This window comes from Alcaligenes sp. SJTW-7, assembly GCF_047716895.1.
GTDB lineage: Bacteria > Pseudomonadota > Gammaproteobacteria > Burkholderiales > Burkholderiaceae_B > Alcaligenes > Alcaligenes ammonioxydans.
The window spans coordinates 2587173-2604778 of the sequence record NZ_CP136682.1 but is presented as its reverse complement, the minus strand read 5'-3'; the positions used below and the strand labels follow the sequence as shown (position 1 = coordinate 2604778).

General features: G+C 56.3%; 17 protein-coding genes. 12 read left to right on the top strand and 5 right to left on the bottom strand.

Annotation, left to right across the window (positions count from 1 at the left end; genetic code table 11):
- Positions 1-105 precede the first annotated feature (105 nt).
- The gene (locus tag RSQ48_RS11705; RefSeq protein ID WP_336579271.1) at positions 106-1002 is read left to right on the top strand and encodes a DMT family transporter; all 897 of its coding nucleotides are present in this window, start codon (positions 106-108) and stop codon (positions 1000-1002) included.
- Positions 1003-1080: 78 nt separating this feature from the next.
- Here RSQ48_RS11705 and RSQ48_RS11700 read toward each other — a convergent pair whose 3' ends face one another.
- Positions 1081-2727, bottom strand: a complete 1647-nt coding sequence (locus tag RSQ48_RS11700; protein ID WP_165477519.1) for an electron transfer flavoprotein-ubiquinone oxidoreductase — start codon at positions 2725-2727, stop codon at positions 1081-1083.
- A gap of 181 nt (positions 2728-2908) precedes the next feature.
- Between RSQ48_RS11700 and RSQ48_RS11695 the strand changes: the two genes are divergently transcribed.
- The 7 genes from RSQ48_RS11695 to RSQ48_RS11665 all read left to right on the top strand — a co-directional run bounded on the left by RSQ48_RS11695 (position 2909) and on the right by RSQ48_RS11665 (position 9908).
- A complete protein-coding gene (locus tag RSQ48_RS11695; RefSeq protein WP_003800907.1) occupies positions 2909-3331 on the top strand; it encodes an acyl-CoA thioesterase in 423 nt (140 codons plus the stop codon).
- Positions 3332-3453: 122 nt separating this feature from the next.
- Complete coding sequence (locus tag RSQ48_RS11690; RefSeq protein ID WP_059317991.1) at positions 3454-4152, top strand: CoA transferase subunit A; 699 nt, start codon at positions 3454-3456, stop codon at positions 4150-4152.
- A gap of 19 nt (positions 4153-4171) precedes the next feature.
- On the top strand, positions 4172-4825 hold the full coding sequence (locus RSQ48_RS11685) for a CoA transferase subunit B (protein WP_059317990.1): 654 nt from the start codon (positions 4172-4174) through the stop codon (positions 4823-4825).
- 93 nt (positions 4826-4918) lie between these two features.
- Positions 4919-6703: an aminopeptidase P family protein gene (locus RSQ48_RS11680; RefSeq protein WP_415301820.1), complete on the top strand. Its 1785-nt coding sequence runs from the start codon at positions 4919-4921 to the stop codon at positions 6701-6703.
- 148 nt (positions 6704-6851) lie between these two features.
- On the top strand, positions 6852-8498 hold the full coding sequence (locus tag RSQ48_RS11675; protein ID WP_003800899.1) for a CTP synthase: 1647 nt from the start codon (positions 6852-6854) through the stop codon (positions 8496-8498).
- A gap of 255 nt (positions 8499-8753) precedes the next feature.
- Positions 8754-9605 (top strand): 3-deoxy-8-phosphooctulonate synthase, encoded by an 852-nt coding sequence (gene kdsA, locus RSQ48_RS11670; RefSeq protein ID WP_415301819.1) that lies wholly within the window; start codon positions 8754-8756, stop codon positions 9603-9605.
- Positions 9606-9623: 18 nt separating this feature from the next.
- A complete protein-coding gene (locus tag RSQ48_RS11665; RefSeq protein WP_059317988.1) occupies positions 9624-9908 on the top strand; it encodes a DUF1330 domain-containing protein in 285 nt (94 codons plus the stop codon).
- A 251-nt stretch (positions 9909-10159) separates the two neighbouring features.
- Here the strand turns inward: RSQ48_RS11665 and RSQ48_RS11660 are convergent, their stop codons facing one another.
- Positions 10160-10885, bottom strand: a complete 726-nt coding sequence (locus RSQ48_RS11660; RefSeq protein WP_415301818.1) for an SDR family NAD(P)-dependent oxidoreductase — start codon at positions 10883-10885, stop codon at positions 10160-10162.
- Positions 10886-11044: 159 nt separating this feature from the next.
- Here RSQ48_RS11660 and RSQ48_RS11655 point away from each other — a divergent pair, with 159 nt between their 5' ends.
- The 4 genes from RSQ48_RS11655 to ftsB all read left to right on the top strand — a co-directional run bounded on the left by RSQ48_RS11655 (position 11045) and on the right by ftsB (position 15053).
- Complete coding sequence (locus RSQ48_RS11655; protein WP_415301817.1) at positions 11045-12613, top strand: MFS transporter; 1569 nt, start codon at positions 11045-11047, stop codon at positions 12611-12613.
- Between the two features lie 2 nt (positions 12614-12615).
- Complete coding sequence (locus RSQ48_RS11650) at positions 12616-13062, top strand: MarR family winged helix-turn-helix transcriptional regulator (RefSeq protein ID WP_003800890.1); 447 nt, start codon at positions 12616-12618, stop codon at positions 13060-13062.
- Between the two features lie 353 nt (positions 13063-13415).
- Positions 13416-14702: a phosphopyruvate hydratase gene (gene eno, locus RSQ48_RS11645; RefSeq protein ID WP_003800888.1), complete on the top strand. Its 1287-nt coding sequence runs from the start codon at positions 13416-13418 to the stop codon at positions 14700-14702.
- 45 nt (positions 14703-14747) lie between these two features.
- Positions 14748-15053 (top strand): cell division protein FtsB, encoded by a 306-nt coding sequence (gene ftsB / locus RSQ48_RS11640; protein WP_003800886.1) that lies wholly within the window; start codon positions 14748-14750, stop codon positions 15051-15053.
- 132 nt (positions 15054-15185) lie between these two features.
- On the opposite strand, the gene RSQ48_RS11635 is transcribed toward ftsB, so the two are convergent.
- The 3 genes from RSQ48_RS11635 to RSQ48_RS11625 all read right to left on the bottom strand — a co-directional run bounded on the left by RSQ48_RS11635 (position 15186) and on the right by RSQ48_RS11625 (position 17566).
- Positions 15186-16013 (bottom strand): hypothetical protein, encoded by an 828-nt coding sequence (locus RSQ48_RS11635; protein ID WP_059317985.1) that lies wholly within the window; start codon positions 16011-16013, stop codon positions 15186-15188.
- A 79-nt stretch (positions 16014-16092) separates the two neighbouring features.
- Positions 16093-17004 (bottom strand): Hsp33 family molecular chaperone HslO, encoded by a 912-nt coding sequence (hslO, locus tag RSQ48_RS11630; protein ID WP_003800884.1) that lies wholly within the window; start codon positions 17002-17004, stop codon positions 16093-16095.
- Between the two features lie 43 nt (positions 17005-17047).
- Positions 17048-17566, bottom strand: a complete 519-nt coding sequence (locus RSQ48_RS11625; protein WP_131070722.1) for an RDD family protein — start codon at positions 17564-17566, stop codon at positions 17048-17050.
- Between the last annotated feature and the right edge of the window lie 40 nt (positions 17567-17606).

The window sequence follows — 17606 nt, the reverse complement described above, 5'->3', positions numbered from 1 at the left end:
TCCTCTGGACAATGTGGCGCTTGAAAGACTGAATGGTCCGGAATTGGCCTAGCATTATGCTTGGGCCAAAAATATTGGTCCAAGAATGCAAAAAAGGGGTAAGGCTTGAGCGGGGAACAGCAGACAGACAGAGGCGCTTTGGCGCTGATGGGTTTGGTGGTACTGACCTGGGGCATGAGCTGGGTTGTGATGAAGGCGATGACCGCCTACATTGGGCCAGTGGATCTGATTGCGGCACGCTATGCCGTGGCATTTGTCTTTTTATGGCTGGTACTGCGTCTTAAAGGGGGGCATTTACGGCCTACGCCATGGAAACTGAGTCTGGGCGTGGCTGTTTTTCAGACTACCGGCTTTCAGTTGCTAAGCCAGTTTTCCTTGCAGGCGGGTGGGGCGGGCAAGATGGTGGCTCTGGCCTACACCATGCCAATCTGGATTCTGTTGTTGTCCTGGCCCATGCTGGGACAGCGTCCCCAGATGCGTCATGTAATGGGTATGGTGCCCGCGACTCTGGGCTTGATGCTCCTGATCGCACCTTGGGAAGGAATGGGCGGCCTACTCGGTTCTGTTCTTGCAACCTTGAGTGGCGTGAGCTGGGCCTTGGGGGCGGTTTTTTCCAAGCAGCTCTTTGAGCGCCATCGAGTCGAACTGCTCAATGCCACCGTCTGGCAGTGCCTGCTGGGGATTGTGATTGTTCTGCCCTTGAGCTTCCTGATTCCCCAGCGTTCCGTAGTGATGGAGTGGCAGATGTTCAGCGGCGTACTGTATCTGGGCGTGATCGCAACCGGGGTAGGGTGGCTGCTGTGGATGGCGGTAGTCAGTCGCGTCAGCGCGACTGTGGCCGGAATGTCCAGTCTGGGGGTGCCTGCACTGACTGTCTTGCTGGCCTGGCTGTTGCTGGACGAATTGCCCACACTGTTGGAATTGATGGGGACAGGTCTGATTCTATTGGGGCTGTTTGTGGTGAACTGGCCCAGCCGCTCGCGCAGGTCCAAAAGAACATAAAAAAACCACCCGTTGGGGTGGCTTTTTTCAGCATCAACACGGCTGGCCTTGGAGTTCCCGCCAAGGCCAGGATTGTTTTTACATGCCGTTGTAGACCGGACCTTCGCCCCCTTGCGGTGGCACCCACACAATATTCTGGGTCGGATCTTTGATGTCACAGGTTTTGCAATGGACACAGTTCTGTGCGTTGATTTGCAACTTGTCGTCGCCGGTTTCAGTCTTGATGAATTCGTAAACGCCCGCTGGACAAAAGCGTGCTTCGGGACCGCCATAGCGCGCCAGATTGATCGCAACGGGGACGCTGGGGTCTTTCAGCGTCAGGTGGACCGGTTCATCTTCCTCGTGGTTAGTGTTGGAGATAAACACGGAGCTGAGGCGATCGAAGGTAATCTTGCCATCGGGCTTGGGGTAGTCAATGCGGGCGCATTCGGCCGCAGGCTGCAAACAGGCGTGGTCAGGCTTGTTGTTGCGCAGCGTCCAGGGCATTTTTCCCTTGAGCAGGCCCTGTTCCACAAAGGTCATCACGGAGGCGATTGACCGACCCTTCTTGAACCATTGCTTGAAATTGCGAGCCTTGTTCAGCTCTTCATGCAACCAGGACTGCTTGAACTTCTCGGCGTATTGCGACAGTTCGTCTTGCTTGCGGCCAGCCTGCAAGGCGTCGAAAGCGGCCTCAGCGGCCAGGGAGCCGGACTTGATCGCGGCATGACTACCCTTGATGCGCGAAGCATTGAGAAAGCCTGCATCGCAACCGACCAGTACACCACCGGGGAAACTGAGCTTGGGAAGCGCCAGCAAGCCGCCAGCGGTCAGAGAACGAGCACCATACGCGATCCGCTTGCCGCCTTCAAAGGTGGCGCGCAGCGCAGGGTGCGTCTTGTAGCGCTGAAATTCCTCAAAGGGCGACAGCCAGGGGTTGGCGTAGTCCAGGCCCACGACCATGCCGACCATCACCAGATTGTTATCCAGGTGATAGAGGAAGGAGCCGCCGTAGGTGTCCGAATCCAGAGGCCAGCCAGCCGTATGAATAACCAGACCAGGCTGGGACTGGGATGGGTCCACTTCCCACAATTCTTTAATGCCGATGCCGTAGCTCTGAGCATTGCGGGATTCGTTCAGTTTGAATCGTTCCGTCAGTTCACGGCCCAGATGACCGCGTGAGCCTTCTGCAAAAATGGTGTAGGAGGCCAGTAGTTCCATGCCGGGTTGATAGTGGGGAGTATGTGTCCCATCGCGGGCCACCCCCATATCACCTGTCAGCACTCCCCGTACCGCGCCTTTGTCGTCGTACAGGATATGGGCGGCAGCGAATCCGGGGAAAATATCCACACCCAGGGCCTCAGCCTGTTCTCCCATCCATTGGACGACATTGCCCAGGCGAACGATGTAGTTACCGTGATTTTTAAAGCAGTCAGGCAGCAACCACATGGGAGTGGAACGAGCGCCTTTCTCGGTCAGGAAAAGAAACTTGTCCTCGGTGACTTCTACCGAAATGGGGGCGCCTTGCGCTTTCCAGTCGGGCAGCAGCTCGTCCAGGGCACGCGTATCCATGACGGCGCCTGACAAAATATGGGCTCCCACTTCCGCGCCTTTTTCCAGCACACAGACGCTGATCTCTTGTTCTTTTTCTTGGGCGAGCTGTTTCAGACGTATCGCGGTGGCCAGGCCTGCAGGGCCAGCACCGACGATAATGACGTCGTATTCCATCGATTCACGTTCAGACATTGCTGCTGATCTCCTATTAAGGCTTAGCGCTTTGTTCTTGATTGTTGGCGGGTGAAGGTCGTGTACTGTGCGTACGGTCGATTGTATTGTAGTCTGAGCAATTCCGTTTTGAGTTCAGCGGCCAGGAACGGTCATTGGCAGCGTTGGGTTCATCAGTAACTATCAGCAAGGAGAGCATGTAATGACACACGTCGTTGATTCTGGTGCAGGAGCCACCTTTGATATTGCCGTGCGCTGGGGGGATCTGGATGCCATGAATCATGTTAATAATACGGTCTATTTTCGCTACATTGAGGAAGCCCGTGTTCAGTTGATGATGAAGCTGGGCATGGTGCCACCGTCGCCACGTACCGGGGTGCTGGCGCATGCCAGTCTGGACTTCCTGCGCTCGGTCCTGTATCCGGCCACGGTGCGCATCGTGCATAAACTGATCAAGGTCGGTGGTAGCAGCATTGAGTTGGAAGTCATTGTCGGGGATGCAGATCAAGCCGATGTCATGTACGCCCGCGGACGATGTGTGCTGGTGTCCATCAACCCCCAGGGCGGTTCACAACCGTGGACCGAAAAAGAGCGCGAACAGATACATTCAGTTTTTCAGGGTTAAGCTTTACGTATACGGAAAGCATAGTCAAGTCGTAGAATGCCTGATAGCCCGGTAGGGTGCACCGCGGCATTATTGGACAAAGTTTGCTGTTTAGGCCAATTAAAGAGTTATTGGAGAGTCAATTGAATAAAGTCTATCCAAGCGCCAAGGAGGCGTTGCAGGGAGTCGTTGCCGACGGACAGACAGTTGCGGTAGGTGGGTTCGGCCTGTGCGGAATTCCCGAAGCGCTGATTGCTGCGCTGCGCGATAGTGGAGTCAAAGATCTGACCTGCATTAGCAATAATGCCGGGGTGGATGGCTTTGGTCTGGGGCAGTTGCTGGAAACGCGTCAGATCCGCAAGATGATTTCCTCCTATGTGGGCGAGAACAAAGAGTTCGAGCGCCAATACTTGGCCGGTGAGCTCGAGCTGGAGTTCACCCCTCAGGGCACCCTAGCTGAGAAGCTGCGTGCCGGCGGGGCGGGGATTCCCGCTTTTTTCACGGCGACCGGGGTGGGTACCGTGGTGGCAGAGGGTAAGGAAATCCGCGAGTTCAATGGTCAGCAATACGTGATGGAAGAGGCGCTGGTACCTGATGTGTCGCTGGTCAAAGCCTACAAGGCGGACCGCAGCGGCAACCTGGTGTTTCGCAAGACCGCGCGCAACTTCAACCCGAACGTGGCAATGGCGGGAAAAATCACCATTGTCGAGGTCGAGGAAATCGTCGAGACCGGCAGCCTGGACCCGGATGATGTGCATTTGCCCGGCATTTATGTACACCGCATCGTGCTCAATGCCCATCCTGAAAAGCGCATTGAACAGCGTACCGTTCGTTCTTCCTGATTAGTGAGGCAAGATAATAATGGCTTGGAATAGAGATCAAATGGCGGCCCGTGCTGCCCTGGAGCTTCAGGACGGCTTTTACGTCAACCTGGGCATTGGCTTGCCGACGCTGGTTGCCAATCATGTGCCTGAAGGTATTGAGGTCTGGTTGCAGTCGGAAAACGGTTTGCTGGGCATTGGCCCATTCCCGACCGAAGACAAGATTGACGCTGACCTGATCAACGCTGGCAAACAAACCATTACAACCCTGCCCGGTTCGTCCATTTTTTCCTCGGCAGATTCGTTTGCGATGATTCGTGGCGGCAAGATCAATATTGCGATTCTGGGCGCGATGCAGGTGTCGGAAAAAGGCGATCTGGCTAACTGGATGATCCCTGGGAAAATGATCAAGGGTATGGGCGGCGCCATGGACCTGGTAGCCGGAGTGGGCCGTGTGGTGGTTCTGATGGAACACGTGGCCACTAAAAAAGATGGCACCGAAGATCTGAAGATTTTGCCCGCCTGCACCTTGCCCCTGACCGGTGTTGGGGTGGTCGACCTCATCATTACTGATCTGGGAGTGATGGAAGTGACGGAAAATGGTTTAAAGTTGCTTGAGTTGGCACCAGAAGTCAGCCTTGAGTACATTCAGTCCAAGACAGGCGTCCCGCTGGACGTCAGCGCTTTGGCCTGAGCGCTCACTCTGGCTAGAAAAGCTTCGGCGCGAGTCGAAGCTTTTTTTATGCTCGTTCGGTGCGTGAACGCTGTTTATGTAAAGGAAGTTGGTATGGCCCTTACCTCCGTTGTCGCACGCCTGCAGGCGCTGCGCGAACAAATGCAATTTCAGTCCGTACAGGCAAGCATCTGGCCGACATCTGATCCCCATTTGTCTGAATACCTGCCCGATCGGTGGAAAAGCCGTCAGTGGCTCAGTGGTTTTGTTGGTTCGGCCGGCTTGCTGGTCGTGACAGCCGACTGGGCCGGTTTATGGACCGACAGCCGTTACTGGGAGCAGGCCGCCAAGGAGCTGCACGGCAGTGGCATCGAGCTGCAACGTGCAGGGGAAGCGGGCGTGCCTGAGCCAGCCAACTGGCTGGCCGATCATTTGCCTGCCCGTTCGCGAGTAGCCCTGGACAGTCAGTCGGTATCGGCTCAAAGCCTTCTTGCCTGGCAGAAAACCACTCAAGCGCAGGAGTTCGAGTGGGTGCTGCAAGCCGATCTGCTCAGCCCGATCTGGACTGACCGGCCCGCCGCGCCGTGTGGGCAGGTGGTAGAGCATCAGCCGCCTTTTGCGTGTCGCACTCGCCAGGAAAATCTGACTCGCACCCGGGCTGCCATGCAGGAGCAGGGCGCCCATTGGCACTTGCTCAGTGCGCTGGACGATATTGCCTGGACTTTGAATTTGCGCGGCAGCGATGTGTCCTATAACCCGGTATTCCTGTCGTACTTGCTGATCGGCCCGGACCAGGCTTTTCTTTTCGTGGATAGCAACAAGCTGACGGCAGGCCTACAGGAAGCGTTGGCGGCAGATGGTGTGCAGGTTCAAAATTACACCGAGCTGTCCTCCTTCATGCGCGCCTTGCCGGCATCCATGCCCCTATTGCTGGATATGGCTCGAACCACGGCCTGGGCCGCCCAATTGGCGGCGCATTTGCACGTGATCGAATATATCAACCCGGCTCAATTGCTCAAGTCCTGCAAGACCGATGCTGAACTGGCTCAGGTGCGCCAGACCATGGAAAAAGATGGGGCTGCCCTGTGTGAGTTCTTTGCTTGGTTTGAGCAACAAAGTGAGGTGAACGAGCTGGATGTGGATGCGCATCTCTGTGCCGCCCGAGCCCGCCAGGAAGGGTTTGTCAGCCCCAGTTTTGGCACGATTGCGGCTTTTAACGCCAACGGTGCCATGCCGCACTATCAGGCTACCCAGCAGTCCCATGCCCGCATTGATGGAAATGGCTTGTTGTTGATCGACTCGGGTGGGCAGTATCTGGGTGGTACCACCGACATTACTCGTGTTGTGCCGGTAGGGACTGTCTCAGCGGAGCAGATTCGGGACTTCACGCTGGTTCTAAAAGGCATGGTGTCTTTATCCATGCTGGTGTTTCCCGAAGGCATTGCCGGTCAGCAAATTGATGTGCTGGCCCGTCAGCCTTTGTGGGAGCATGGCCTGGACTTTGGTCATGGCACCGGTCACGGCGTGGGATACTTCATGAATGTGCATGAAGGCCCGCAGTCCATTTCCTGGCGTGGTCGCATCGGGCCGCATTCGGCCATGCGCGCTGGCATGATTACCTCTAACGAGCCGGGCCTGTACCGCCCCGGCCAGTGGGGCATTCGTATTGAGAACCTGGTGGCGGCAGTGCCTGCCATGCGCACGGAGTATGGCCAGTTTCTGCGTTTTGAAACCCTGACCTTGTGCCCCATTGATACGCGTTGTATAGATGCTGCACTCCTGACGGCTGCCGAGCGTAACTGGCTCAATGAATATCATCAGCAGGTGCGTGAACGTCTCTTGCCGCGTGTGCAGGGTGAGGCACGCCAGTGGCTCGAACAAAGAACGCAGGCGATCTGATCGTCATCGTCTGCGCTTGTCAATAGTTGCACAGGCTAGTGGTATTTCCGCTGTGAAAAGCCACTCGCCTGGTCGCCAAGCATGGGCGCTTGCCGTTATAATCCAAATTTCCCGCTATCGCCTGATTTGACCTCAGGCGCCTTTTATAATGACCACCAAATATGTATTCGTAACGGGAGGCGTTGTGTCCTCCCTGGGCAAAGGTATTGCGGCCGCATCCCTGGCTGCCATCCTGGAGTCTCGCGGTCTGCGCGTGACCATGCTCAAGCTGGACCCCTACATCAACGTAGACCCGGGCACCATGAGCCCCTTCCAGCACGGTGAAGTGTTTGTTACTGAGGATGGTGCGGAAACCGACCTGGACCTGGGCCACTACGAGCGCTTCATTTCCGCTCGCATGCGCAAGGTCAACAACTTCACCACGGGCCAGATTTATGAATCCGTGCTGCGCAAAGAGCGTCGCGGGGACTATCTGGGCAAGACCGTGCAGGTTATCCCGCACATCACCAACGAAATCCAGGACTTCATCATTCGTGGCGCCAAGGCTGCCTACAATGGCGAGGCCGATGTTGCCATCGTCGAGATTGGCGGCACAGTGGGTGATATTGAATCCCAGCCTTTCCTGGAAGCAGCCCGCCAGATGAATCTGCGTCTGGGCCGCAACAACACCGCGTTTGTTCATCTGACACTGGTGCCGTTCATTGCCTCGGCCGGTGAACTGAAAACCAAGCCAACCCAGCACTCCGTGCAAAAACTGCGCGAAATCGGCATTCACCCGCACGCCTTGCTGTGCCGTGCCGACCGTGTCATTCCTGATGATGAGCTGGCCAAGATTTCGCTGTTTTCCAACGTACCCATGGATGCCGTGATCTCGGTGTGGGATGCGGATTCCATCTACAAGATTCCGGCCATGCTGCACAAGCAAGGTCTGGACAGCCTGGTGTGTGATGCACTGGCCTTGTCGCCACCACCGGCAGATCTGTCGATGTGGGACCGTTTGGTGCAGGCCCTGGAAAATCCCGAGCATGAAGTGCGCATCGGTATGGTCGGCAAGTACGTGGACCTGACCGAGTCCTACAAGTCGCTCAGTGAAGCCCTGGTTCATGCCGGTATTCATACCCGCACCCGCATCCAGATCGAGTATCTGGATTCGGAAGTCATCGAGAACGAAGGCACCGATTGCCTGAAAGGTCTGGACGCCATTCTGGTGCCAGGCGGTTTTGGCAAACGCGGTACCGAAGGCAAGATCCGCGCGATTCAATACGCTCGCGAAAACGGCGTGCCTTTCCTGGGTATCTGCCTGGGCATGCAATTGGCTGTGGTCGAGTTTGCGCGCAATGTGGGCAATCTGGTGGGCGCGAACTCCACCGAGTTTGATCCCTCGGCGGTGCATCCTGTGGTGGCCTTGATTACCGAGTGGGCAGATCGCGATGGCAAGATCGAGCATCGTGATGGCTCTTCCGATCTGGGCGGTACCATGCGCAAGGGTGCACAACGTTGCCCGGTCAAACCCGGTTCGCGTGCTGAAGCCATTTATGGGCCTGAGGTAAACGAGCGTCACCGTCACCGTTACGAGGTCAACACCTTGTACGTACCGCGTCTGGAAGAGGTGGGTATGGTGATCTCGGCGCGTACGCCTACCGAGAACCTGCCGGAAATCATGGAATTGCCTAACCACCCCTGGTTTATGGGGGTGCAATTCCATCCGGAGTTCACGTCGACTCCGCGTGATGGACACCCGCTGTTTACCAGCTATATCAAAGCGGCCCTGGAACACCAGAAAAAGTCGGCTTGATCGTTTGTTATGATTGAAAAGGCCCGCGTTATGCGGGCTTTTTCATTCCGTATGAGAGGACGAAACGGGCGGTTGGTAGGCCGGGCCGGCTCAGCATGCCGACGCAACAGGGCGGCTTTGCGCCGTCCACGGGTGCGACCCGGATTAGAAACCGATCGAAATCTCCAAACGATTGGGCTGACAGTCCTGCTGCGCTGCGGTGTCCAGGCTTTCAGGAATGTGGGAGAATGCAGCAATACTGAAACGAGGTCTATTATGGATTTATGCGGTTACGACGTCGGCCTGGATCGGCCCTTTTTCCTGATCGCTGGCCCTTGTGTTATTGAGTCGCGCCAGATGGCGTTCGACACAGCGGGGCAATTGGTTGAGATCACCGCGGCTCTGGGTATTCCCTTTATCTACAAGAGCTCGTTTGACAAAGCCAACCGCAGTTCAGGCAAGTCCTATCGCGGCCCCGGCATGGCGGAAGGCTTGCAGATTCTGGCCGATGTGCGTTCCTACTACAAGGTGCCTGTCCTGACGGATGTGCACGATAAAGATCAGGTCGACGATGTGGCCGCCGTGGTGGATGTGCTGCAAACACCGGCATTTTTGTGTCGTCAGACGGACTTTATCCAAGCCTGCGCCGCGACGCTGAAACCCGTCAACATCAAGAAAGGCCAGTTCCTGGCCCCTCAGGATATGGTGCAGGTAGTGGAAAAGGCGCGTGCGGCTGCACTGGAAATGGGCGGAGATGGCTCCACCATCATGGTCTGTGAACGTGGCGCCTCGTTTGGCTATAACAATCTGGTATCGGACATGCGCTCCTTGGCGATTATGCGTGCCACCGAGTGCCCTGTCGTATTTGATGCCACTCACTCGGTGCAATTGCCGGGCGGGCAGGGGACCTCGTCGGGTGGTCAGCGCGAATTTGTTCCGGTATTGGCACGTGCTGCGGTGGCTGCCGGGGTGTCGGGCGTTTTCATGGAAACCCACCCTAATCCCGACAAGGCCCTGTCCGATGGCCCGAATGCTGTTCCGTTATCACAGATGGCAGACTTGTTGCGGACACTGCAACAGATTGATTCGATTGTTAAAAACAGCGGTGCCTTGCAGCACGGCTATTAAAGGTAGTTGGGAGACACTATGTCCGCATATTTGATTGCTAATGTTGAAGTCAGCAACCCCGAGCAGTACAAGCAATACCAGGAATTTTCCAGCATTGCCATGAAAACCCACAACGTGAAAGTTCTGGTGCGGGGTGGTGAAACGATTGCCCTGGAAGGGAATGCGCCTGTGCGTACTGTGGTGATGGAGTTTGATACTCTGGAACAGGCCCAGGCGTTCCATGATTCCGAGGAATACCGTCGCGCCCGCAAAGCCCGTGAAGGTGCTGCCAAAATGACCATGTACGTGGTGCAAGGGCTGTAAAAAGCAGCTTATGTTCTGCTGGAACGCGTGAAAAAGAGAGTGTGGAAACACTCTCTTTTTTTTGGGTGAGCACTTAGCGCCTGCCAGGCCTGAGCGAGGCTGTTGGTGCTGCCTGGCTCTGGGGTGTAAAGGGGGGCGGGGCAGGGTAGGAGCCAGCAAAGGACAGATCTTTGTGATCGGGGAGAGAGCCTTGAACTTGCCCTGAGGCGATGGGGGCGGCTTATGAAGCGTAGACAGATCAAGCCGGGAGCTTAAAAGCGGGAATCACGCAGGGCGGGCAGCGTCAGTTCGCGTACAAAGCTGGCGGGGGACAATTGCAGCAGGCTGCGCACGATTGTGAGCACGTCATGCACGGGAATAGTCTCACCCAAGTCTCGTTGAGCTGCCGCCTGGAGGGGGACGTCCAGTCCATCCGTGGTGTTCAGGTATCCCAGTTGCAGGCAGGTGACCGCCAACCCTTGATCGCGGTAGCCTTCGCGCAGGCTGTCTGCCAAGCCATTCAAGGCAAATTTTGTGGCCCCGAACGCTACTTCGGGACGACCACTTTGGCGCAGCCCCGACGTTGAGCCCGTCAGAATCAAACGAGGCTGGCTACTGCGCAGCAGATAGGGCAGCAAGTGGCGCAGGGTCAATAAGGCACCCGTCAGGTTGACATCGACCAGGCGACGCAGTGCCTGGTCGGATTGCGACAGGAAATCATATTGCTCGGTGAACGCCGTGTCTTCCCAGATACCCAGGTTATAGATCAGTACGTCCAGTGCATCGGGGCAGGCGGCGGCCAGCGCTGGCGCGGCGTCGGCGTGGGAGAGATCGGCGCTGAACCAATGCTGCTTGGAAAAGGCGTCCGGGGGCAAAGCGCTGCTTGCCGCAGCAGGAGCTCGTCTGGCTACGCCGTGCATCGTATGTCCGTCTTGCGCCAGACCATCCATCAAGGCGCGCCCCAGGCCCATACTGGCGCCCACAATCATGATGTCCATGCACTTTTCCTGTAAGCAGATTCTGCGGTGAGTCGGTTTTCTTCCAGATCGTTATTGTGAACCAGTTGGATTGGGTCGACTGAGATTCAGCGCTCGCTTGTCAGGTTTTTAACTGTCCCGTAAAATCATTGACTAGGCAATTATTGTTTGGTCAATAAAATGGCAAAGGTATCGGAAACAGAACAAAAAAACCCAGGTCGTGTCTTGTCGGTCACCGAATCCATTCTGGCGATGATGGGGCTGTGCTTTGTGGTGATGTTGGTCGCCATTGATCAGACCGTCGTGGGCACGGCTTTGCCTACCATTGTCTCGGAGCTGCATGGCTTTGAGCTGTACGCCTGGGTTGCGACCGCCTACTTGCTCACGTCCGTGATCACCGTGCCGATTTTCGGGCGCCTGGGGGATTTTTATGGACGCCGCCGGTTTGTGCTGGTGTCCATCGTGCTGTTTACGCTGGCCTCTGTGCTTTGTGGCATGGCGCAAAGCATGATGCAACTGGTGCTGGCCCGAGGGTTGCAGGGCGTGGCCGGTGGTATGTTGGTTGGCACTGCCTTTGCCTGTGTCCCGGACCTGTTTCCTGACCCACGGGTGCGCTTGCGTTGGCAGGTCATGCTAAGCGCCTCGTTTGGTATTGCCAATGGCATTGGGCCGTTTCTGGGCGGGGTGCTGACCCAATACTATGGATGGCGCTCGGTGTTCTATGTGAATTTACCGGTGGGTTTGCTCAGTCTGTATTTCGTTTATCGCTACCTGCCGCAGATTCGGCATTTTCGTCAGGACAAGGTCCGTCTGGATTGGCTCGGGGCTGTGTTGCTGATGATCGGCTTGGCGTGCATTCAGTTGCTGGTGGAATTGCTGCCGCTCTATGGGGGCAGTTACCTGATGGTGTTGCTGGGACTATGTAGTCTGGTCGCATTTTCGCTGTTGGTCGCCTGGGAGCGTCGAGTAGCTGAGCCTTTGCTGCCCTTGGTGTTGTTTAGTAGCCCCGCCCAATTGTCTCTGCTGGTGTTATCGGCTGGCCTAGGCTTTATCTTGTTCGGGCTTTTGTTTTATGCCCCCTTATTGTTGCAGGGCGGGTACGGGTTGCGGCCGCAAACTGCGGGCCTCTTGATTACCCCGCTGGTCGTGTTCATTACGGTAGGCAGTATTATCAATGGCCGCACAATTACTCGTTTGCGGCGTCCTGCCATGATGTTGTATCTGGGGCTGGTACTGCTCACCATCGCGTGTCTGGGTATGGTGTTTAACAGGAAAACCGACCCGCATTGGCATTTCGTGCTGTATGCCACGCTTGCCGGTACGGGAGTGGGCTGCATCATGCCCAATCTGACGGTGTTTGCGCAGGAAATTGTCGAGCGCTCCATGTTGGGGATAACGACGGCCATGCTACAGTCCATGCGCATGGTGGGCGGCATGTTGGGAACCGCTGTGATCGGAACGCTGATCAATTACCAGTACGGCGAGGCCATTCGCACTCAGTTGGCCGCCTTGCCCGAAACGGTGGCTCATGCTTTGCAAGACCCGCAGGTACTGATGAGTGTGAGTGAACAGACGCAGTTTCTGGAGCAGGCGGGGGAGCAGGGGCAGATGTATCTGGGTTTGGCCCGCGATGCCCTGGCACATGCCGTCAATATGGGCATGGCGGTGACCTTGCTGCTGATCATCTGGTGTTTCTATTGGGTACGTAAAGTGCCACCGATACGATTTACTCGTCAAGAACAGTCTTGAGCATGATGAACGAATTTCCGCAACTTCAAGCGGCGCAACAATTGGGGCGCACGTATCGCAGTTTGATGGCCGCGTTTGACCAGCAATTGGGCATGCCCTTGCCCCGCTGGCGTATTTTGATTGGCTTGTATCAAGAAAATGGCTGCCTGTCTCAAAAGCAACTGGTACGCTTGTTGCGCATTGATCCGGCCGCGGTAACCCGGCAGCTCAAAAGCATTGAAACCCTGGGTTTGATCGAACGGTTCACCGATGAGCAGGACAATCGTCTCACCAATGTGCGCCTTAGTCAGGCGGGGCGTGAGCTGGTGGAAGCCACATTGCCCCGGCGGCGGCGCCTGGTTGAAGCCATGCTGCAGGACTTTTCCGATCAGGATTTGAACCAGCTGATTACCTTGTTGAGCAACTGGGAGAGCGCCTTGCTCAAAGCGGGCGACAAAGATTTACTTTGAGACGCATCGGTACTTTTTGTATTTACAGAGACGCCGCCTAGTCTCGGAATTTCTGGTGATAATAAACACGTGCCGGTTCCAGCTGCGTAAGGGCCACGGTATGAATCCGGGCTTTTTTCCAGCTTTCGAAACCAGACATGGCACGGCTGTGTCATGGGCAGGTACAATCCTGTTTTAGCAGGAGGGCAGGGGGCGCAGATTGCAAGGTAGCGGTCGCGCTTGCTGATCTTTTCAACTTCCAGGCTAGGCGCCTTTTCCAGTCGATCTTCCGATTGGCCCGGCGCAGTAGGCCCGGCAGCAGGATTGTTTAACTTATCTAGCTTAATGCTACTTCAGGCAGGACTGTCAAAATCATGAGTGCAATCGTAGATATTATTGGCCGCGAGATTCTGGACTCCCGTGGTAATCCAACGGTGGAGTGTGATGTATTGCTCGAGTCGGGTGCAATGGGGCGTGCCTCCGTGCCGTCTGGCGCATCCACGGGTGCTCGCGAAGCGTTGGAGCTGCGTGATGGTGACAAGAGCCGTTACCTGGGTAAAGGCGTCTTGCGTGCTGTCGAAAATCTGAACACAGAAATCTCCGAAGCGTTGATGGGTCTGGATGCGCAGGAACAAACCTTTATCGATCGCACCCTGATCGAACTGGACGGCACCGAAGACAAGAGCCGCCTGGGCGCCAACGCCATGCTGGCTGCCAGTATGGCGGTGGCTCGTGCTGCTGCCGATGACTCAGGCCTGTCCCTGTACCGCTATTTTGGCGGCAGTGGTGCCATGGCCATGCCTGTACCGATGATGAACGTCATCAACGGTGGTGCGCACGCCAACAACACCCTGGACCTGCAAGAGTTCATGATCATGCCCGTGGGCGCCAAGAGCTTTCGCGAATCCTTGCGTATGGGTGCCGAAGTGTTCCATACACTCAAAGGCCTGATCCACGACCAAGGCATGTCCACCGCCGTGGGCGACGAGGGTGGTTTTGCTCCTAACGTGGCCAACCACGAAGCGGCTATCGAGTTGATTCTGCGTGCTATCGAACAAGCAGGCTATGAAGCCGGTACGCAAATTGCACTGGCTCTGGACTGCGCAGCGTCCGAGTTTTACCGTGACGGCAAATACCACCTGGCTGGCGAAGGCGGCGTGTCTCTAAGCTCGCAAGACTTTGCCAATCTGTTGGCTAACTGGTGCGACAAGTACCCCATCATCTCCATCGAAGACGGGATGGCCGAGGACGACTGGGATGGCTGGCGCATTCTGAGCCAGCAACTGGGCGACAAGATCCAGTTGGTGGGTGATGATTTGTTTGTAACCAATACCAAGATCCTGAAAAAGGGTATCGAGATGGGTATTGGCAACTCCATCCTTATCAAGATCAATCAGATCGGCACCTTGACCGAGACTTTCGCCGCCATCGAGATGGCCAAGCGAGCCGGTTATACCGCTGTTATTTCGCACCGTTCCGGCGAAACCGAAGACTCCACTATTGCTGACATCGCCGTGGCAACCAACGCCATGCAGATCAAGACAGGCTCCTTGTCCCGTTCCGATCGCATGTCCAAGTACAACCAGTTGTTGCGTATTGAAGAAGAATTGGCAGAAGTTGCTACCTTCCCAGGTCGCGAAGCGTTCTATAATCTGCGCTAATTCTGTTTGAGGAACCGGGTCGCAAGACCCGGTTCTTATATCACCATGCGCCTTATTGTTCTGCTGCTGCTATGTCTGACCCTGATCACCCATTACGCATTATGGTGGGGCAAGGGCGGCTGGCTGGATGTACGGCAAATGCAGACCAGGCTGGTCGCGCAAAAAGAAACCAATGAAGCCCTGACGGCGCGCAACAACGCCTTGCTGGCCGAGGTTCAGGATTTGCGTTCGGGAACCCACGCTGTCGAAGAGCGTGCCCGCAGCGAGTTTGGCATGATGCGGGAAGGCGAGATTTTTGTGCAGATTGTGCCTCCCGGTGGTTCGTCGGCCACGAATGCCAATCCGCGATAACAAGCAGCGCGCAATGTGCGGCTAGAACGGCTGATCAGCCAGTTCATTTCTGATGATTCTTCTGCTGTGTGTTTGGATCGGTGATCCGGGCTTTCTGGCGCCCTTCGTTGTTGAGACTGGCTGATGCGTCGATTAGTAGCAGGCGGGGGGTGGGGGCGAGGCTGGAGCTCCTCCTGAGTCTGGAGTGGGGGCGGCAGGCTCTGGAGAAAGCGAACCCGTGTCTGGCCCTGGGGCAGCACCATCCCATGACGGCAGACGGGCATTCACGTCCGGTGAGGGCGTTTTCGCGGGCTCCCGTTCTGCTAACCCGCTTGTTTGGGAAACGGGCAAGACACGCGTGTTCTCAAGCTGCTGGGCATAGATGACTCGACCGTCAGCCAGGTCATTCCACTGTACGGCATCAGATTGCATGGGGTGTTTGATTTCCAGGCGTAGCCACACTGCTGTCGACCCCACGGGGTTAGGCATACTCAGGGCAAGCTTGGGTAGCAGACGAAGCAAGGAAAGGGGCCCGGGCTTATGGGCGTAGAGTAGATACAAATGCAGTGTGTTGGCCTGGTAAATGTTGGGGCCGCTATGGCTGCTTTGTTCCGCTTGTTGCGCCTGCCAGCCCTGGGTAATGCTGGTTCGCCCCTCATGCAGCCTGGAAGGTCTGCCATGCAATATAAAAGCCTGTGTTGAGGGAGACAGAATCTGGATTTGCCACTGATCGTGCAGTGGCACTTTGGCAGCGGCCAGTGTTTGGCTGAATGCCACGGCAATGGTGTCAGGCCGGGCATGATGCACGCTGGCTTGGCGGGCTGCTTGTAGCAGGCCGTGCTGCAGACGCACGCGTAAGGAGTACAGCGTCAAGACGTCCAGCACCAGCCAGCTGAGCAGAATCATGGCTAGGAGGGCTCCCAGAATGTGAGAGCCCGCCAGGCCCGATTGGCGATGGGATGAGAGAAAGAAATCAGCCATGATGTTGCCATCATGGCTGATTGTCCTTGAGCCTGATAGAAGCACTTGTACCGGCGTAGTGCTTCGTAGGGATCAGGGCTTAGTGCAGGGTGTCATCACCGGGCTGCGTATCCCCTTTATCGACAAACAGAGAGGCGCAATCAATTGCGTCGTATTGATAGGGCTTGCCGCAAAAATTGCAGGACACATTGATCGTGTCTTGCTCTGCCAGCATCTGTTCGATTTCTGCCTGTCCCAGCATGCGCAGCATATTGCTGACCCGTTGACGGGAACAGGGGCAGTGCCAACGCACGGATTGGGGTTCAAAGACCTGCAGGTCTTCTTCCCAGAACAGACGGTGAATAAGGGTATCGCTGTCCAGCTGCAGCAGTTCCTGCGTCTGGACGGTTGAGCCCAGCGCCAGCGCACGCTCCCAGGTGTCCAGGTTCTGAGCCAGGCTGTGGCCACCTTGTGGCGGGATGCGTTGCAACAAAAGGCCCGCGCATCGGTTTTCATCTGCAGCCAGCCACAGGTGAGTATCCAGTTGCTCGGAGGTACGCATATAGGTTTGCAATACCTCGGCAACAGTCTCGCCTTCCAGAGGGACGACGCCCTGATAAGGGCGGAAGTCCTTGCTGCTTTGGCGTGGCGCCAGCACGACGGTAAAGCGGCCCTGGCCCTGTGGATTCAGCAGTGTTTGCAAGGTGCCCGTTTGGGGGACAGGATGATTTTCGCGCAGGGACACGGTAGCGCGGATGTCCATGTCCGAGGTGCATTCGACGACCAGCAGGGCAATGGGGCCATCGCCTTGAATCTGTAGAATCAAGGAGCCATCGAACTTGAGATTGCCGGCCAGCAGCACCGAGGCCGCAACCAGTTCACCCAGCAGGTCGCGGATGCAGGCAGGATAGTGCTGATGCTCCAGACCCATTTGCCAGGCTTGCTCAAGATGAACAATCTGGGCGCGTGTGCTTTGGTCGGCGAACAGGTATTTTTTTAAAATGTCAGTCATGACTTTGCTGTACTACTAAAAAATGAAGAGGCAGCTTGCCCGATCAGGCAGCAGCCGAGCTAACCCGGCTTGGGCGCGCATTGATCAGACGAGTCTTGCTAAGACGGTCGTGCAGGAACTGCTGGTCTTTGTCGAACCAGGTCCAGATAAAGTTCAGAAACGGCGTAAAGACGATAAGCAGGTCTGTGGAGGCAAAACCTGTGTAGCCAGACAGGAGCTGAACCAGCAATGCCCCGAGCAAGGGCAGGGGCCATAGCAGAATATAACGCAGCACCAGGGTGCGCAGGGCAGGAATCTGGCCGTGCTCGTCAACCAGGCGTATATGCCAGGTCTTCATGGGCAAGGTTTGACCCACTTTGCGCCAGCACAGCACAAAGTACACCCCCAGAGCAATGAACAGAACGACCTGACGCACATGCCGCAGATCCAGGCCGCTACGGCTTTGGGTCAAGGTATCGAACAGATAGCCAGTGGTAAAAATGACGCCAAACAGCAGAATGGATTCATACATCATGCAGGCAAAGCGTCGCCAGCGGCCTGGGGTAGTAAAGGAGGGTGTCATGGTGCGTCTTGATGCAGGGAAGACTTCCATTATCGCGTAT

Bases quoted from the DNA above. Each gene is read 5' to 3' on its own strand.
- kdsA (WP_415301819.1), top strand. From the start codon at position 8,754: ATGGATTTATGCGGTTACGACGTCGGCCTGGATCGGCCCTTTTTCCTG.
- RSQ48_RS11655 (WP_415301817.1), top strand. From the start codon at position 11,045: ATGGCAAAGGTATCGGAAACAGAACAAAAAAACCCAGGTCGTGTCTTG.
- RSQ48_RS11680 (WP_415301820.1), top strand. From the start codon at position 4,919: ATGGCCCTTACCTCCGTTGTCGCACGCCTGCAGGCGCTGCGCGAACAA.
- RSQ48_RS11685 (WP_059317990.1), top strand. From the start codon at position 4,172: ATGGCTTGGAATAGAGATCAAATGGCGGCCCGTGCTGCCCTGGAGCTT.
- hslO (WP_003800884.1), bottom strand. From the start codon at position 17,004: ATGACTGACATTTTAAAAAAATACCTGTTCGCCGACCAAAGCACACGC.
- RSQ48_RS11650 (WP_003800890.1), top strand. From the start codon at position 12,616: ATGATGAACGAATTTCCGCAACTTCAAGCGGCGCAACAATTGGGGCGC.
- RSQ48_RS11625 (WP_131070722.1), bottom strand. From the start codon at position 17,566: ATGACACCCTCCTTTACTACCCCAGGCCGCTGGCGACGCTTTGCCTGC.
- RSQ48_RS11695 (WP_003800907.1), top strand. From the start codon at position 2,909: ATGACACACGTCGTTGATTCTGGTGCAGGAGCCACCTTTGATATTGCC.
- ftsB (WP_003800886.1), top strand. From the start codon at position 14,748: ATGCGCCTTATTGTTCTGCTGCTGCTATGTCTGACCCTGATCACCCAT.
- RSQ48_RS11635 (WP_059317985.1), bottom strand. From the start codon at position 16,013: ATGGCTGATTTCTTTCTCTCATCCCATCGCCAATCGGGCCTGGCGGGC.
- RSQ48_RS11660 (WP_415301818.1), bottom strand. From the start codon at position 10,885: ATGGACATCATGATTGTGGGCGCCAGTATGGGCCTGGGGCGCGCCTTG.
- RSQ48_RS11675 (WP_003800899.1), top strand. From the start codon at position 6,852: ATGACCACCAAATATGTATTCGTAACGGGAGGCGTTGTGTCCTCCCTG.
- RSQ48_RS11665 (WP_059317988.1), top strand. From the start codon at position 9,624: ATGTCCGCATATTTGATTGCTAATGTTGAAGTCAGCAACCCCGAGCAG.
- eno (WP_003800888.1), top strand. From the start codon at position 13,416: ATGAGTGCAATCGTAGATATTATTGGCCGCGAGATTCTGGACTCCCGT.
- RSQ48_RS11700 (WP_165477519.1), bottom strand. From the start codon at position 2,727: ATGTCTGAACGTGAATCGATGGAATACGACGTCATTATCGTCGGTGCT.